The organism is Cellulophaga baltica 18 (assembly GCF_000468615.2).
Lineage (GTDB): Bacteria > Bacteroidota > Bacteroidia > Flavobacteriales > Flavobacteriaceae > Cellulophaga > Cellulophaga baltica.
Genome location: NZ_CP009976.1, coordinates 4,092,415 through 4,109,234, shown reverse-complemented (window position 1 = coordinate 4,109,234; position 16,820 = coordinate 4,092,415). Strand labels below are relative to the sequence as shown.

General features: G+C 34.1%; 19 protein-coding genes. 14 read left to right on the top strand and 5 right to left on the bottom strand.

The genetic code is table 11. The features are described from left to right. The first annotated feature begins 31 nt into the window (after nucleotides 1–31). Both M666_RS17720 and M666_RS17715 read left to right on the top strand, forming a co-directional pair. Nucleotides 32–1,270: a cation:proton antiporter gene (locus tag M666_RS17720; protein ID WP_024481342.1), complete on the top strand. Its 1,239-nt coding sequence runs from the start codon at nucleotides 32–34 to the stop codon at nucleotides 1,268–1,270. Next, entirely contained in the window at nucleotides 1,267–1,563 is a 297-nt protein-coding gene (locus M666_RS17715) for a hypothetical protein (protein ID WP_029445117.1), read from the top strand. The genes M666_RS17720 and M666_RS17715 overlap by 4 nt, the downstream gene beginning before the upstream one ends. A 55-nt stretch (nucleotides 1,564–1,618) precedes the next feature. Here the strand turns inward: M666_RS17715 and aqpZ are convergent, their stop codons facing one another. The 5 genes from aqpZ to M666_RS17690 all read right to left on the bottom strand — a co-directional run bounded on the left by aqpZ (nucleotide 1,619) and on the right by M666_RS17690 (nucleotide 4,871). Continuing rightward, nucleotides 1,619–2,317: an aquaporin Z gene (gene aqpZ, locus M666_RS17710; RefSeq protein WP_029445118.1), complete on the bottom strand. Its 699-nt coding sequence runs from the start codon at nucleotides 2,315–2,317 to the stop codon at nucleotides 1,619–1,621. A gap of 159 nt (nucleotides 2,318–2,476) precedes the next feature. Next, entirely contained in the window at nucleotides 2,477–2,668 is a 192-nt protein-coding gene (locus M666_RS17705; RefSeq protein WP_024481339.1) for a cold-shock protein, read from the bottom strand. Nucleotides 2,669–2,806: 138 nt separating this feature from the next. Then, nucleotides 2,807–3,253, bottom strand: coding sequence for a GNAT family N-acetyltransferase (locus tag M666_RS17700; protein ID WP_029445119.1), 447 nt, complete (start codon nucleotides 3,251–3,253; stop codon nucleotides 2,807–2,809). Between the two features lie 13 nt (nucleotides 3,254–3,266). Continuing rightward, on the bottom strand, nucleotides 3,267–4,175 hold the full coding sequence (locus M666_RS17695) for a bifunctional metallophosphatase/5'-nucleotidase (protein ID WP_029445120.1): 909 nt from the start codon (nucleotides 4,173–4,175) through the stop codon (nucleotides 3,267–3,269). Nucleotides 4,176–4,178: 3 nt separating this feature from the next. After that, a complete protein-coding gene (locus M666_RS17690; RefSeq protein ID WP_316932431.1) occupies nucleotides 4,179–4,871 on the bottom strand; it encodes a 5'-nucleotidase C-terminal domain-containing protein in 693 nt (230 codons plus the stop codon). A 142-nt stretch (nucleotides 4,872–5,013) separates the two neighbouring features. On the opposite strand from M666_RS17690, the gene M666_RS17685 reads away from it, so the two are divergent. From M666_RS17685 to M666_RS17630, 12 genes are all read left to right on the top strand, one after another. After that, nucleotides 5,014–5,550 carry a DUF6913 domain-containing protein gene (locus M666_RS17685; RefSeq protein ID WP_029445122.1) on the top strand — a complete coding sequence of 179 codons (537 nt, stop codon included), beginning with the start codon at nucleotides 5,014–5,016 and terminating at the stop codon, nucleotides 5,548–5,550. Nucleotide 5,551: 1 nt separating this feature from the next. Next, nucleotides 5,552–6,442 carry a 4-hydroxy-tetrahydrodipicolinate synthase gene (gene dapA, locus M666_RS17680; RefSeq protein ID WP_029445123.1) on the top strand — a complete coding sequence of 297 codons (891 nt, stop codon included), beginning with the start codon at nucleotides 5,552–5,554 and terminating at the stop codon, nucleotides 6,440–6,442. A gap of 126 nt (nucleotides 6,443–6,568) precedes the next feature. Continuing rightward, nucleotides 6,569–7,393, top strand: a complete 825-nt coding sequence (locus M666_RS17675) for an outer membrane protein assembly factor BamD (protein WP_024481333.1) — start codon at nucleotides 6,569–6,571, stop codon at nucleotides 7,391–7,393. Nucleotides 7,394–7,408: 15 nt separating this feature from the next. Beyond that, the gene (locus tag M666_RS17670) at nucleotides 7,409–7,744 is read left to right on the top strand and encodes a DNA-directed RNA polymerase subunit omega (RefSeq protein ID WP_029665057.1); all 336 of its coding nucleotides are present in this window, start codon (nucleotides 7,409–7,411) and stop codon (nucleotides 7,742–7,744) included. A 6-nt stretch (nucleotides 7,745–7,750) separates the two neighbouring features. Next, entirely contained in the window at nucleotides 7,751–8,956 is a 1,206-nt protein-coding gene (coaBC, locus tag M666_RS17665) for a bifunctional phosphopantothenoylcysteine decarboxylase/phosphopantothenate--cysteine ligase CoaBC (protein ID WP_029445124.1), read from the top strand. Further along, nucleotides 8,949–9,839 (top strand): type IX secretion system protein PorD, encoded by an 891-nt coding sequence (gene porD / locus M666_RS17660; RefSeq protein ID WP_024481330.1) that lies wholly within the window; start codon nucleotides 8,949–8,951, stop codon nucleotides 9,837–9,839. Before coaBC ends, porD begins: the two co-directional genes overlap by 8 nt. A gap of 110 nt (nucleotides 9,840–9,949) precedes the next feature. Next, the gene (recN, locus tag M666_RS17655; RefSeq protein WP_029445125.1) at nucleotides 9,950–11,602 is read left to right on the top strand and encodes a DNA repair protein RecN; all 1,653 of its coding nucleotides are present in this window, start codon (nucleotides 9,950–9,952) and stop codon (nucleotides 11,600–11,602) included. Nucleotides 11,603–11,702: 100 nt separating this feature from the next. Next, the gene (locus M666_RS17650) at nucleotides 11,703–12,515 is read left to right on the top strand and encodes an enoyl-ACP reductase FabI (protein ID WP_029445126.1); all 813 of its coding nucleotides are present in this window, start codon (nucleotides 11,703–11,705) and stop codon (nucleotides 12,513–12,515) included. A gap of 66 nt (nucleotides 12,516–12,581) precedes the next feature. Then, complete coding sequence (locus tag M666_RS17645; RefSeq protein WP_029445127.1) at nucleotides 12,582–13,586, top strand: glycosyltransferase family 2 protein; 1,005 nt, start codon at nucleotides 12,582–12,584, stop codon at nucleotides 13,584–13,586. Nucleotides 13,587–13,666: 80 nt separating this feature from the next. After that, on the top strand, nucleotides 13,667–14,551 hold the full coding sequence (locus tag M666_RS17640) for a CdaR family protein (protein ID WP_029445128.1): 885 nt from the start codon (nucleotides 13,667–13,669) through the stop codon (nucleotides 14,549–14,551). Next, the gene (gene coaE / locus M666_RS17635; RefSeq protein WP_316932430.1) at nucleotides 14,551–15,144 is read left to right on the top strand and encodes a dephospho-CoA kinase; all 594 of its coding nucleotides are present in this window, start codon (nucleotides 14,551–14,553) and stop codon (nucleotides 15,142–15,144) included. Before M666_RS17640 ends, coaE begins: the two co-directional genes overlap by 1 nt. 70 nt (nucleotides 15,145–15,214) lie before the next feature. Further along, complete coding sequence (locus M666_RS17630; protein ID WP_024481324.1) at nucleotides 15,215–16,813, top strand: sensor histidine kinase; 1,599 nt, start codon at nucleotides 15,215–15,217, stop codon at nucleotides 16,811–16,813. Nucleotides 16,814–16,820: the final 7 nt, after the last annotated feature.

The window sequence follows — 16,820 nt, the reverse complement described above, 5'->3', positions numbered from 1 at the left end:
TTTTTGCAAAACATCTAAACCAAACTGATTTATGGATTATTTTGTAATTATAGCCATTTTAGTATTTCTATCGGCCTTATTTGGCTATATCAACGTTCGTTTTTTTAAACTCCCTAATACCATAGGGTTAATGTTGATTACTATTGTATTTACACTAGCGGTTTTTGGCTTGAGCTATTTTGACGATACCTTATTAAATGCGGAGAAGTATATCATCACTAAAATAGATTTTAAGTCCGTTTTGTTAGATGTGATGCTAAGTTTTTTGCTTTTTGCAGGGGCATTACATACCAATTTTGAACAATTAAAGGTCCAAAGAGGACCAATACTGCTCTTTTCCACCTTAGGAGTTTTAGTATCTACCTTTCTAGTAGGAACTGTAGTATTCTATCTGCTCCAACTATTGAGTTTAGATGTAGAATATGTACATTGTTTATTGTTTGGTGCTTTAATATCACCAACAGATCCTATTGCCGTACTCGGCATATTAAAAAAAGCAGGAGTACCTAAACAATTAGAAACCAAAATTGTTGGAGAATCGCTATTTAATGATGGAGTGGGAGTAGTAGTGTTCTTAACTATTTATCAATTTGCAAGTCCGTCTACAGAAACAATTACAGCTTTAGATGTCGTAGAATTATTTGGAGTAGAGGTAATTGGCGGAATCTTGTTAGGCTTATTTTTAGGGTGGGTTACTTACCGCTTAATGCGTTCTATAGATGATTATGATATTGAGGTCATCATCACTTTAGCGACGGTGATGGTAGGAACGGTTATTGCACAAAAATTGCATTTGTCAGCGCCACTAGCAATGGTTACAGCAGGTTTGGTTGTAGGTAATGATACCTTACGTGATAGTTCTATGTCTGAAATAACAGAAACCTATGTCGATAAGTTCTGGGAATTAATAGATATTCTATTGAATACTTTATTGTTTGTTTTAATTGGGATGGAAATGTTGGTATTGACTTTTAATATCAATTATATAATAGCAGGGCTACTGGCAATACCAATTATATTAGTATGCCGTTATATATCTTTAGTGTTGCCTATACGGATTTTTGAAAAGAAACTAAACTTTGTGCCCAACACTAATTTAATTATGACTTGGGGAGGTTTAAGAGGAGGTATTTCTATAGCTTTAGCCTTAGGGTTATCGGATGAAATGAATAGAGATCTATTCTTGGTGATTACTTATGTTGTCGTGGTTTTCTCTATTGTTGCTCAAGGCTTAACCGTTGGTAAATTAGTAAAAAAACTAGCAAAATGATACCCGTAAACTACACAGATTTCACATATACTTTAGAAAATAAGGCTCCAGACAAGAATTGGCCTGAAGGATTAAAGGCCATGTGGTTTGATGCTAAAGGCGATTGGCAAAAATCTCATGCCATAGCGCAAGATTTAAATACTCCTTTAGGAAGTTTAATTCATGCTTATTTACATCGAAAAGAAGGTGATGAATTTAATGCAGGGTTTTGGTATCGGCAAGCAGGTGTATCTTATCCTCAAGTAAGTTTAGAGGAAGAGTTACAAGAAATTGTAGAAGAAATTTTAACATAAAAAGAGACCCATGTGTATTCGCATGGGTCTCTTTATTTTATGTAATTAGCTTCGTTTATTTATTCGGAGCTATAAACTTATAGAGTAGTCCTGCTAAAATAGCACCAACAATGGGTGCTACCCAAAACAACCATAATTGTCCCATAGCTTCAGCGCCAACAAATAGTGCTTGAGCAGTGCTTCTAGCAGGGTTTACAGAAGTATTTGTAACGGGAATACTAATTAAGTGAATTAATGTCAATGCTAGACCAATAGCTAGCCCTGCAAAACCAGGAGAGGCATTTTTGTGCGTAGCTCCTAAAATAACGATAAGAAACATAAAGGTCATAACTACTTCAGTTACTAAAGCAGCTGTCATGTTAAAAGTATGGCCATATTGCTCGACACCATAAAAGTTAGTCGCAAAGTCACCAGCTTGAGAATATCCAGAAAAGCTAGCCTGGTTGCTTACAATCAAATAGAGTATTCCTGCTCCTGCAATACCACCTAAAACTTGTGATATTATATAAGGGAGTAGCTCTTTGGCCTCGAAACGGCCACCAACCCAAAGTCCAATAGATACTGCGGGATTAAAGTGTCCGCCAGAAATATGACCCAAGGCATAGACACCAGTTAAAACGGTAAGTCCAAATGCTAAAGCAACGCCCACAAGGCCAATACCAATTTCAGGGATACCAGCAGCTAGTACGGCACTACCGCACCCGCCTAAAACGAGCCAAAAGGTTCCAATAAACTCTGCAATAAGTTTTTTCATAATTAATGTGTTTAGTGATTTATATTAATTTGTTAATGGTTTTAACTTTGTCAATATACTCAAAAAGAAATAAAAGGGACTAACGATTGCGGCTTGGGCATAAAAAAAGGTCCCATTCAAATAAATGAATGGGACCTTGTAAATTCTAGAAAGTATATATTATAGTACTCTTACGTTTACCGCATTTAAACCTTTCTTACCTTCTTCTAGATCGAATTCAACTACATCGCCTTCACGAATTTCATCGATTAATCCAGAAATGTGTACAAAGTGATCTCTGTCTACACCTTCTTCAGTAATAAAACCAAAACCTTTGGTGTCATTGAAGAATTTTACTGTTCCTTTACTCATGTTAAAAATTTAATTATTAATACTTTATCCTAATACAAAGATGATGCCAAAAAAATATAATTACAATCTACTTTAAGATTTTTTGGTATTTAAATTTGTTGCTTTAAGGGCAATCGATACTTTTTTTAGGGATGGCATTTAGAGAATTTTTTTAAAACAAATACTATTTTTTACATCGGTATAAGGGCCATAATTAGGTATGGTCGTGTATTTGTTTTTATGATAAAGCGCAACAGCTTCTACTTGCCTAGTACCTGTTTCTAAAATAATGGATGTGTATTTTAATTCTCGACTCCATTGTTCGAGCTCCTTCAAAATTTTAGAAGCTAGGCCTTTTCCTCTGTATGCTGGCTTTACATACATTCGCTTAATTTCTACAGTAGCTTCGTCAAAGTGCTTGATAGCACCACAGCCTATTGCAAGATCATCCTCATAAACTACAAGAATGTTATCTAAATGATCTGTTCCATTAAATTGATTGTAAAAATCATGCTCCTCTCCGTCTGTAATTTTAAGATAAGCATCTAAAGCTTCAATTAATTTTAAAAAATCTTTATTTGATGCGTCTGTTCTTAGAAAAATCATGCTATTGAGTTTTTTAAACCGTAATACTGATGCCGTCTGCAGCCATATTTTTATGGCTATCTAAGTAGAAATCAATTCTACCTAAATTGATGCCAAAACATCCTACTTGATTCACTAATATATCTTCTTGCAGACTGTTTTTTACAACAGTTGGTTTGTCTAGAAAGGTATGGGTATGGCCACCAATAATAAGATTGGTGTATTTTGTTTTTGCAGCTAATTTAAGATCGTCTGGTTTATCTGTGTCGTATTGGTATCCCAAGTGAGACAAGCATATAATGATATCGCAAGCCTCTTCTTCTTTTAGGATTCTTTCCGTGTCAGAAGCAATCTCATAGGGGTTTAAGTACGTTGTTTCCTTGAAAAGCCTTTTGGTAACTAATCCGTCTAATTCTATTCCTAAGCCGTAAACGCCAATCTTGATACCGTCTACCGTGTAGATGTCGTAAGGTTTGGTGAAGCCTTGCATGGTGGTATTGGTGAAATCATAATTGGCACTAAGTAATTTAAATTTAGCGTGTGGTAATTGTGCAAAAAGGCCGTCTATACCATTATCAAAATCATGATTTCCTATTGTAGCAGCATCATATTTAAGCATGCTCATTAGTTTAAACTCTAATTCGCCACCATAAAAATTAAAATAAGGGGTTCCTTGAAAAATATCTCCTGCATCAAAAAGTAAGGTATTAGGGTTTTCTCTTCGGATGTTATTTACTAAGGTTGCACGTTTAGCTAAGCCACCAAGACCAGGGAATTCAGAATGTGAACTTGGAAAGCTATCAATATGACTATGCACGTCATTAGTATGTAGAATGGTGATCTTCTTTTTTGTATCTAGGCCACAAGAATTTAGCGTCAAACCACCCAGTCCTATAAATGCAGATGTTGCTGTAGTATTGGTAATAAATTTTCTTCTATCCATGATTTAGTAGTCTAATTTTATAAATCGATCATCAGTTATTGGAGCAATGGTATCTTTTTTTGTAAAATAATCAATCATGATATTTCGTATGAGATAATCAGTCTCTGTAAAGGTTAATTTCTTTTTAAAGAAATCCATGCGGTCACCTCCATTTACTAAATAGTTAGAAGTCCCTACATAATAGGTTTTATTTTCATCAAAATCTTCTCCTTGTATCTTAATAGTATTTATAGTATCATCTTTATTTAAGATAATTTGAATTCCGGCTAGAGGATGTGGTCGCTTTGCTTTTATGAGGTAGTCTACCATTTCGAGAATAGCATCTCCTTTTAAACCTACAACGACAATGGTATTTTCAAAAGGCATAATTTCATAAGCTGTTCTTGCAGAAACGTTTCCAGCAGAAATAATACTTCTAATTCCTCCATGATTTAATAAAACAAAATCTAAAGAGCTGCCTGTTCTAGATTTGAAAATTGGTCCTGCTAATTCTAAAACAGCATCGGCCATTAAGTTCCCCGCTGTGGTGTTTAAAATGCCATCATTTTTTGTGATGTCTTTTGGAGCATAGGCTATGGTACTATCTAAAATTTCATTAATTCTATTTCTGTATGGAGCTACAAATGCTTCAATACTATCCGTTGCAATAAGGGTGTCTGAGACAGCGATTTTTTTTCCCGAGATTTCGGTAAGCACAGGTTTTTCTTGTTTACAGGAAAAGAAACAAGTGATTGTTATAATTATAACAATTTGTTTAATTTTTAAAATCATTTTAGTATGTATCTTCGTGTTATAATTGCTGTGAATATTATTTACATTTGTACAAATGTAAAAATACATGTTTTTAAAAGCTTTAAAACAAAAATTAAAACTTAAATCTGCTAGAAAGCACGTAAAGCAGCTATTGTCAGGCCCTTTAGAGAATGTTAAAAAAGGACATGGAATAGCTTCTGTAGGTTGTATAGTAGATTTAGATAAGTTCGAGGATGCGAGTTTGTTTTACCAATTGGTAGATGAATTCAAGCTAAGGCCTAATTCGGTGAAAATTATTGGGTACAAAAATTTTTATGACAAAAATTCACCTTATGCAACACCTATTTTTTCGGATAAGGATTTAGGTTGGAATGGAGCAATAGAAAATGGATATGCTTTAGAGTTTTTTAGCAGGGAATATGATCTGTTGTTAAATTATTATTCGGAAGAACAATTGCTATTGCAATTAATGACATTAAAAACAAAAGCAAGAATTAGAGTAGGTTTTGGTAGCGTAGATCACAAATTGAACGATCTTATCTTGCAAACGCCTATTTCAAATTTTGGATTATTTAAAGAGGAATTAAAAAAGTACCTTAAAATATTTAAGGAAATAGAATAGTATGAAGAATTTGTTTGGCACAGGAGTAGCATTGATAACTCCCTTTAATGAAGATTTTTCTATCGATGTAGCGGGTTTACAGCGGGTAGTAGAATATAGTATTACGGGTGGTATTGATTATTTAGTAGTTTTAGGAACTACTGCAGAAACCGCTACATTGAGTGCGCAAGAAAAGCAGCTGGTAATACAAACTGTGGTAACGACTAATGCTGGGAGGTTGCCATTAGTTTTAGGAGTAGGTGGGAACAATACATTTGCGGTAGTTGAAGAACTTAAAACTATAGATTTATCTGATTTTGAGGCTATATTATCTGTTTCTCCATATTATAATAAACCAACGCAGGAAGGTATTTATCAGCACTTTAAGGCTATTTCTATAGCCTCTCCTAAGCCTATAATAGTCTATAATGTTCCTGGTAGAACAGGAAGTAATATGACGGCTGCAACAACATTGCGACTAGCGCACGATTTTGAAAATATTGTTGCGATAAAAGAAGCTTGCGGTGACATGGTTCAAATCAATGAAATTATCAAAGGCAAGCCGGAAGATTTTCTGGTAATCTCTGGAGATGATAGTACCGCTTTGGCTACCGTACTAGCCGGTGGAGCAGGAGTAATTTCTGTGATTGGTCAAGGGTTACCTAATGAATTTTCTAAAATGATAAAATTAGGTTTAGAAGGTAAAGTTGGTAACGCCTATGAATTGCATCATCAAATGGAACTGGGTATGACTTTGATTTTTGAAGAAGGGAATCCTGCCGGAATTAAATCTATTTTTGAAACTTTACAAATTTGTAAAGCGGCTGTGCGTTTACCTTTGATAGAAGCGAGCACGGATTTAAAACAAAAAATAGCAAATTTCTTAAGTACGGTTGTAAAGGTTTCTGCCTAAAAAAAACAGTCGGAACTCTAATTTTAAGTTAAAAGTTAGCCAAAACATTTGTAAAAGGTATACTGCAGGTTATTTTAGCGATAGAAAATGTTTTTTAAATCCATTAAGAATAACTAATTTTGCAGAATGTTTAGAAAAATGCGACCTTTTTTAAGTCTCTTAGTTTTAACGCTTGTCTTAAGTTCTTGTAGTGAGTACCAAAAAGTGCTTAAGAATGATGATGTTAAAGCAAAGTATGATATGGCTGAGAAGTTTTATGAAGCCAAAGATTTTAAGCGTGCTAACAGGTTGTTAGAACAAATTACGCCTAAATATATAGGGAAACCTCAAGGCGAGCGTGTGATGTTTTTCTTAGCAGATTCTTACTATCAGATTAAAGATTACAATACAGCAGGATATCAATTTGAACGTTTCTTAAAATCGTATCCTAAAAGTGATAAGGCACAAGAGTCTGGTTTTCTAGTAGCAAAGAGCTATTATATGTTATCTCCTGACTATTCTTTAGATCAAACAGATACAGATAAAGCATTACAGAAGTTACAAACCTTTATTAATACGTTCCCGGAGTCAGAATTTATGCCAGAGGCCAATCAAATGGCTAAAGACCTTACGGAGAAAAAAGAGCTTAAAGCAATTGAGATTGGTAAGCAGTTTACGAAATTAGGACAATATTACACATTGGACTATTCTATCTCTGCAGCAGCAGCAATGGATAACTTTATTTTGGATTTTCCAGGATCTATTTACAAAGAAGATGCACTATTTTATAAGATGAAAGCGTTAACTAATTTAGCGTTGAATAGTACAGAGCAAAAAAAGAAGCAACGTTTACAAGATGCAAAGGCATCATATAGTACTTTAAAAAAGAATTTTCCACAAACGCAATATGAAAAAGATGCGGCTAATTTGATGGAGAAAATTGAAAAAGAATTAGAAAATTATTCCAAATAAATAACAGGTTTTATTATGAACATGAACGATTTAAAAAATTCAAAAGCTCCTGTTTCTACAGTGACTATCAATAAGAATGAATTTGATGCTCCTACTGGAAACATTTATGAAGCAATCTCTATAGCTTCTAAAAGAGCTGTTCAGATTAACTCAGAGATTAAAAAAGAGTTACTAGAAAAGTTAGAAGAGTTTGCAACCTATAGTGATAGTTTAGAAGAAGTTTTTGAAAACAAGGAGCAAATTGAAGTGTCTAAGTTTTATGAAAAATTACCTAAGCCACATGCGTTAGCAGTAACGGAATGGTTAGATGATAAAATCTATTACAGAAATACAGCGAAAGACTTAAAGTAACATGTCATGTTGAGCGGAAAAAACATCCTTTTAGGAATTACTGGGGGTATTGCCGCTTACAAAACAACTTTTTTAGTCCGCTTACTTATTAAAGCTGGTGCTAATGTCAAAGTGATTTTGACAGATAGCGCCAGCTCTTTTGTTTCTCCACTTACGCTTTCTACCTTATCTAAAAATCCCGTACTGTCTTCTTTTGTAAATAAGGAAGATGATACTGTTTCTTGGAATAATCACGTAGAATTGGGGCTGTGGGCAGATTATATGATTGTAGCTCCTGCTACAGCCAATACGCTTTCTAAGATGGCTAATGGTACCTGTGATAATTTGCTTTTAGCAACTTATTTATCTGCAAAATGTCCTGTTTTTTTTGCTCCAGCAATGGACTTAGATATGTATGTACATCCGTCTTCTAAAGCGTCTTTTGAAAAATTACAGGCTTACGGTAATATTATGATTCCTGCTACTTCTGGTGAACTGGCCAGTGGTTTACACGGAGAAGGAAGGATGGCAGAGCCAGAAGCGATTGTGTCTTTCTTAAAAGACTATGTGGTAAAAGGATTGCCTTTGCGTGGTAAGAAAGTTTTAGTAACGGCAGGTCCTACATACGAGGCTATAGATCCAGTGCGTTTTATTGGAAATCACTCCTCAGGATTAATGGGTTTTGAAATAGCAAAAGCTGCAGCAAATTTAGGGGCAGAAGTTATTTTAGTATCTGGTCCTTCTCATTTGAAGGTCTCTCATGATTTAATTGAGCTAATTCGGGTAGTTTCTGCAGAAGAAATGTATCTAGAAGTACATAAACATTTTGAGAAGGTAACTATTGCGATAGCAGCAGCAGCAGTAGCAGATTACAAGCCGAAAACTGTAGCAACGCAAAAAATTAAAAAGAAAGCAGAAGATATAAGCATTGAATTGGTTAAAAATAAAGACATCTTATTTTCAATGGGGCAACAAAAAACACATCAGTTTTTAGTGGGGTTTGCTCTAGAAACAGAAAATGAGATAGAAAATGCAAAAGGAAAGCTGATCCGTAAGAATCTGGATGCTATTGTTCTTAATTCTTTAAACGATTCTGGTGCTGGTTTTGGAAAGAAAACAAATAAAATATCATTCATAGATAAGAATTCTACGATTAAAGCGTTTGAACTAAAAACCAAGGCAGACGTTGCCAAGGATATCATGAATGAAATAATGAACAGGTTACATGCGTAATTTTCTTTTTCTATTGATCGTTTTACTTGTTCCATTCTTTGGTGGAGCTCAGGAATTAAATGCTGTAGTTACAATAAACTCAGACCAAGTAGGGCAAACAAATCAACAAATTTTTAAAACTCTAGAGCGTTCGTTAAATGATTTTGTTAACAAGACAAAATGGACGAACAGAACCTATAAAGAAGTAGAGAAATTAAATGCACGTATGTTTATTACGGTTTCTGAATATCAAAGTAATAAATTTAAAGCAAGTATTCAATTGCAATCTTCGCGGCCTATTTTTAATACGTCTTATGACAGTCCTATTTTCAATTACAAAGACAACGAATTAAACTTTGAATATACTGAGTTTCAACCATTGGTCTATAATGAAAATGTATACGACTCTAACTTGGTTAGTGTGGTAGCTTACTACGTATATATCATGTTGGGTATCGATGCAGATACATTTGAATTGGAAGGTGGAACAGATTTTTATAGAAAGGCTCAAAATATCGTAACGCAAGCACAAGGAAGTAATGCGGCTGGATGGAGTCAAGATGCTAGTGAACGTACGCGTTTTGAATTGGTAGATAATTTATTGTCTAACACCTTTAAAGAGTACAGAGTAGCTATGTATAATTACCATAGAAAAGGAATGGATATCTTAGCAGATAATAATAGTACTGGTAAGCAAGTTATTTCTGGAACTATGAGGTTGTTAGAGACTTTAGTAAAGCGTAGACCTAACGCTTTTCTTATACAGACCTTTTTTGACGCCAAATCCGAAGAAATTAAAAATGTTTTTTCAGACGGACCGAAAGTAGATATTGTGCAGCTTAAAGAGACACTTGCTCGCATAGCTCCATTGTATTCAAGTACTTGGAATTCAATTACCTATTAAATCTCCTGAATTAAATTATAATGCGATGCAATAAAATTGTATCGTTGCTGCTTAATAGTTTCAAACTCAAAGAATATAAATTATCTTTACAGCACTAAATTTTTTTAGAATTGCTGAACTCACTATCAATACGGAATTACGCCTTAATAGATACTTTAAATGTTACTTTCAATGATGGTTTTACCATCATCACAGGAGAAACAGGAGCAGGAAAGTCTATTCTATTAGGAGGCCTAGGGCTTGTTTTAGGAAAAAGAGCAGACTTAAGCGCTCTTCGTGATGAAACACAAAAGTGCATTATAGAAGCTACTTTCGATATTAAAAAATATCATTTAAAAGAGTTCTTTATTTCGGAAGATCTTGACTTTGAAGAAAAAACAATCATTCGAAGAGAAATTTTACCTAGCGGTAAATCTAGAGCATTTGTAAATGATTCTCCAGTAACCTTAGGTGTCTTATCAAGTCTAGGTGATAGGTTGATAGATATACATTCTCAGCATCAAACCTTGCAATTAGCAGACAATGATTTTCAGTTAAAAGTAATTGATGCACTTGCAGGTAATGCAGAACTATTGGTAGATTTTGGAAAAGGTTTATCTGCTTATCAAAAAACACAAAGGGAATTAAAGAAATTAATTGCATTTCAAGAAAATGCAACGAAAGAATACGATTATAATAGTCACCTGCTAAAAGAGTTAGAAACGGCGCCTTTAAAGTCCGGAATATTAGAGGAGTTAGAAGAGCAGTATGAGCAATTAAATAACGTAGAAGTTATTGAAGAGCATCTTTCTAAAGGAAATGCTTTGCTTAATGACGAACAAATAGGAATTGTAACCTTATTGACAGAACTTAAATTAGCAGCTAATAAATTGGCAGCATTTGGGCAACAGTTTGTGGGCTTAAATGAGCGTATTAATTCTGTTTTTATAGAGGTTGATGATATCTCATCGGAATTGCAACTTCTTCAAGAGAATTCTGAAGCAAATCCAGAGCTTTTAGAACAAGTAAATACAAAACTTCAATTACTATACAATCTGTTTAAGAAACACAGTGTAGCTACAATAGAAGAATTGGTTGAAATTAAAGAAAAGTTATCAGAAAATGTTAGTGCTGCCGATAGTGTGGAATCTGATATTAAAGCAAAAGAAAAAGAACTCAAAGTAAAGGAGGAGTCTTTAGATAAACTTGCTTTAACCATTAGAAATAAAAGAATCAAGGTAATTCCTGTGTTGCAGAAACAACTGCTAGAAAGTCTTGGGCAGTTAGGTATGCCAAGTGCTACTTTTAAAATTGAGGTGAATGCCGCTACTGTTTTTAATGCATCAGGAAAAGATGAGCTAGTGTTCTTGTTTGCTGCCAATAAAGGATCAAATTATGGTGACCTTAAGAAAGTTGCCTCTGGCGGTGAATTGTCTCGAATAATGCTAACAATCAAATCTATTTTAGCAAAGTATGAGCAATTGCCAACCATGATGTTTGATGAAATAGATACGGGTGTTTCTGGTGAAATTTCGGGTAAAATGGGAGATATAATGAAAGCAATGAGCGGTACAATGCAAGTGTTTTCTATTACCCACTTACCGCAAGTAGCGTCTAAAGGGGAGCATCACTTTAAAGTATACAAAGAAGAGCAAGGGATGGTAACACATACCAGAATGAAAAAACTGACAACAGAAGAGCGTATAAGAGAGCTCGCAGAAATGTTAGGAGGTAAAGATATTTCAGAATCTGCACTAGCACATGCAAAACAATTATTAGGATAATTAGATTGGAAAATCGTCCTAAATAAATAAATTTCAAATAAACGAACTATTCAAATTTTAATATCTTTGAATTTAATTAGCGAATACTAAAACAAATAAAATGTCATACAACCTATTAAAAGGAAAAAGAGGGATAATCTTCGGAGCTCTTGATGAAAATTCAATTGCATGGAAGACTGCAGAACGCGTTCATGCGGAAGGAGGAACTTTTGTCTTAACCAATGCGCCTATCGCCATGAGAATGGGGCAAATAGATGCACTTGCAGAAAAAACAGGTTCAGAAATTATTCCTGCAGATGCTACTAGCGAAGAAGATTTAGCTAATTTAGTAGAGAAGGCTACCGAAATTTTAGGAGGTAAGTTAGATTTTGTTTTACATTCTATAGGAATGTCTGTGAATGTTCGTAAGGGAAGAAAGTATACAGATGAGAAATATGATTTCACTGCTAAAGGTTGGGATGTTTCTGCGCTATCTTTTCATAAAGTAATGCAAACACTTTATAAAGCAGATGCTATGAATGAATGGGGAAGTATTGTTGCCTTAACTTATATGGCAGCACAACGTACATTCCCTGATTATAATGATATGGCTGATAATAAGGCATATTTAGAATCTGTAGCACGTAGCTTTGGATATTTTTATGGAAAAGAAAAGAAAGTTCGGGTTAACACTATTTCTCAATCTCCAACACCAACTACAGCGGGTCAAGGGGTAAAAGGTTTTGATGGTTTCATCAGTTATGCAGAAAAAATGTCTCCTTTAGGGAATGCAACTGCTCAAGATTGTGCAGATTATACAGTTACCTTGTTTTCAGATTTAACAAAGAAAGTAACTATGCAGAATTTATTTCATGACGGAGGCTTCTCTAACACAGGAGTTAGTCAAGAAGTTATAGAGTATTTTAGCAAATAATAGTTAGATTTTTAATCGAAAGCCATTCGTATATGCGAGTGGCTTTTATGTTTATAGTCATTTCAAATGAAATTAGATTTCTCCTTTATAGTTCCTGTGTATAATAGGCCTAATGAGATTAAAGAGTTGTTAGAAAGTTTGGTCTTGCAAACGTATAAAACACCTTATGAGATTGTTATTGTAGAGGATGGCTCCACACGTAGTTCAGAAGCTGTAATTGCCACATTTGAAGATAAATTAGCCATTACATACCTTAAAAAAGCCAATAGTGGTCCTGGAGATTCTAGGAACTTCGGCATGCGTAAAGCCCGTGGTAATTATTTTATAGTGTTAGATTCTGATTGTATTTTGCCGCCGCAGTATTTAGTGGAGGCAGAAAAAGCACTCCAAAAAGAGTATGTAGATTGCTATGGAGGTCCAGATGCAGCTCATGAAAGCTTTTCATTAGTGCAAAAGGCTATTAACTATGCTATGACTAGCTTTTTAACAACCGGAGGTATTCGTGGAGGAAAGAAAGCTGTAGGTAAGTTTCAGCCAAGAAGTTTCAATATGGGGATTTCAAAGAAGGCGTTCGAGGCTACAGGTGGTTATGGAAATATACATCCTGGAGAGGATCCAGATTTGACGATAAGGATTTGGAATAATGGCTTTAAGACCAAGCTAATTTCGGAAGCATATGTTTTTCATAAAAGACGAATAGATTGGAATAAATTTTACATACAAGTAAATAAATTTGGGATGGTAAGGCCTATTCTAAATAAGTGGCATCCTGAAACTAAAAAAATAACTTATTGGTTTCCTACAGTGTTCTGCATGGGCTTTGTGTTCTCTTTACTATTTGCTCTGATCGGGTTTAATTTTCCGATCTATTTTTACCTATTTTACTTTTGTTTGTTATTTGTAGATTCGCTTTTAAAAAATAAAAATGTAGCGATAGCTTTACTTTCGCTAGCAGCTGTTAGTATTCAATTTGTAGGGTATGGTTATGGTTTTTTAAAATCAACATTGTTGCTTAACTTTAGTTCAAAGAAAGCAGAAGAGTTGTTTCCTAAATTATTCTTCAAAAACTAATGCAAGCAATGATAAGGATTAAGAAAAGCCTCCAAAAAAGAAAAGTTAAAATCTTCTTGATTTTCCTTTTCTTTTCGAGTATGTCTTGGTTTATAAACAAACTTTCTGAAGATTATACAGGTAGGGCTGTGTTTGATGTGGTGTATACGAATGTTCCTGACAGTCTTTTGTTTGTGGGCGCTTCAAAAGATCATATAGATGTAAAACTAAAAGCTAGTGGATTTACATTTTTAGGTTTTGGCTTTAAAAATAAAACAGTAACTATAGATGTAGCTAAAGCCCAACAAGAAGAGGGAACTTATTTTGTGCCAAGGAGTGGGTATCAATTGCAAATAGAAAAGCAGTTGCCACAATCTATGGAGTTTATGGGGGTAGATGAAGATGATGCTATAGTCTTAGAAATCTATTCATTAAAGACAAAAAAAATCCCTGTGACGCAACGTTTAAAAGTAGATTATTCTCAAAATTTCATGTTAGAGGGAGAAATTGTAATACAGCCCGATAGTATTCTAATTCAAGGACCCGAAGCAATGTTAGATACTATAATGGGTATTCAAACAGAAGAAAAGACGATCAATAATATTACGGAAGATTTTAAAGAGGAACTACAGTTGCAAATTCCTGAAAATAATTCAACTATTAAATATGCTTCTACAAGTATTTTTGTAAGTGGAAAAGTAGTGCGCTTTTCGGAAAAAATAATTGAAGTGCCTATTACAGTTACTAATACGCCAGAAGATTTTGAGATTAAACTATTTCCAGATACGGTAAAGATTGTTTGTAGCGCAAAAATAGATGATCTTAAAACCCTTCATGAGTCAAATTTTAAGGTTATTGCAGATTGTAGTACTATTCAAGATAATGCTCAAAACGGAATCCTATTACAGTTGGTATCAGCTCCCGAGATGATAAAGGATGTGCGTTTAATGTCTAATGAAGTACGGTATATTTTAAAGCGGAAATAATGATTGTAGGGCTAACAGGCGGAATAGGTAGTGGCAAAACTACAGTGGCAAAAATGTTTCACGCGTTAGGTGTTCCTGTATATAACTCAGATATTGAAGCTAAAAAGTTAATGGTAACTTCGGAAGTTCTCAAGGTTAAAATAAAAGAACTTTTAGGAACAGAGTCGTATATTGATCATAAGCTTAATAGAACTTATATTGCCGATAAAATTTTTACGGACCCTGATTTATTAGCACAATTAAATGCGATAGTGCACCCTGCTGTAAGGCAACATTTCATGTCTTGGGTAGCGCAGCAAAAAGCTGCGTACATTATTCAAGAAACGGCTATTATTTTTGAAAACGACACCCAAAATAAGTTTGATAAAATAATATTGGTCACAGCGCCGGAAAAGATTAGAATAGAAAGAGTTACCTCGCGTGATGCTATTTCTACGGATAAAGTAAAAGAGCGTATAGAAAACCAATGGCCAGATCAAAAGAAAGCTGCCTTGTCTGATTATGTGATTAATAATTTGGAATTAGACAAAACCACTGTTTTAGTCGCTGAAATTCATAAACAACTTCTTAAATTTTCCTCTTTTACATCTTAATTTTAACATTTGTGTTAAGGTTAGGTTAAACGCATTAACTTCTATCTGTTAAATTTTTAATTTTACCGCAATGAATAGACGCTTATTTATTCTTCTTGTCATTTTAATGAGTGTTTCTCTAATAGGAATAATTTTTGTTCAGGGCTATTGGATTAAACAATCTGTTGAAGATAAGGAGGAACAGTTTACGAGTATGGTGACCGAAATTTTAAATAAGGTCACAGAGAAAATTGAAAAGCGAGAGCTTGCAGATTATACGAGCGAGCTTTTAAAAATTAGAGATAGTGCGGGGGGGCAAGCAAAGGCCCCAGACTTATTGAAGAATATCTTTTTCATGGAGAGAGATATGAACTCTAATGAGATTACGTATTATTCACACGGTATATTAGAAGAGAGTTACAATGTGCCATCAACGTTCTTTGACAATAATAATATTGGTTTTGGATTGGATTCAACCATTCTAAAAAACTATACGAGTATTCGCAATAAAACTATTTTCAAAGAAGATTATGGGTTAGACGGGAAAGCAAATATGTTGACACCTATTCAAAAACTTGAGAAAATTGGTGGATTAACTTCTATAGAAAAAGCAGCTTGGGAAGATGTTTTCAAAGAAAAGGCAAAGACTAGACCTATTCATAAGCGGGTCACAAGACAAGAGATAGAACTTTTGTTTGATATGGAGCTTAAAAATAGAAACATAGATACGGAGTATGAATATGGTATCTATAGCCGCAGTTTACCTACTAAGGTAAAATCTAGAAAATTCAAGTTTGCAAAAAGCAGCACACTTTATAAGTATCCAATTTTTAAAGATTCTGATGGGGAGAGTAATTTTGCGCTGTTAGTCACATTTCCAGCGAAGAAGAAATATTTAATCAAGACAATTTTACCTATGGCAATTTTGTCTTTGCTATTTACTTTGGTCATTGTTGTAGCTTATACGAGTGCCATTTATCAACTAATAAGACAAAAACAAATTTCAGAAATAAAATCTGATTTTATCAATAACATGACGCATGAGTTTAAGACTCCTATTGCTACCATAAACTTAGCAGTAGAAGCTATTAGAAACCCTAAAATTATTGATGATAAAGAAAAGGTAGAGCGCTATCTAACGATGATTAAAGATGAGAATAAAAGAATGCATGCTCAAGTAGAGAATGTACTTCGTATTTCTAAATTAGAAAAGAATCAATTAGATATAAGTAAGGATAGAGTAGATGTTCACGACATAATACATGATGCTATGGCACATGTAGAGTTGATTGTAGATGATAGAGGAGGTTATATCAATCTGCATCTAGAAGCAGAAAGTAGTGAGGTTTTAGCGAGTGACATGCACTTTACTAACGTTATCGTGAATATACTGGATAATGCTATTAAGTATTCGCCAGAGGCGCCTAAAATAGATGTGTATACAGAAGTAGCAAACAACAATATTATTATAAAGATTAAAGATCAAGGTGCAGGAATGAGTAAAGCCGTTTTGAAAAAGGTTTTTGAAAAATTTTACAGAGAGCACACGGGTAATATACATAATGTAAAAGGTCACGGTTTAGGTTTAGCCTACGTGAAAAAAATTATTGAAGATCATCAAGGTGAAGTTTACGTTGAGAGTGAGAAAGGAAAAGGAAGTACATTCTACGTGAAGTTACCTTTAATATAAAAAAGAA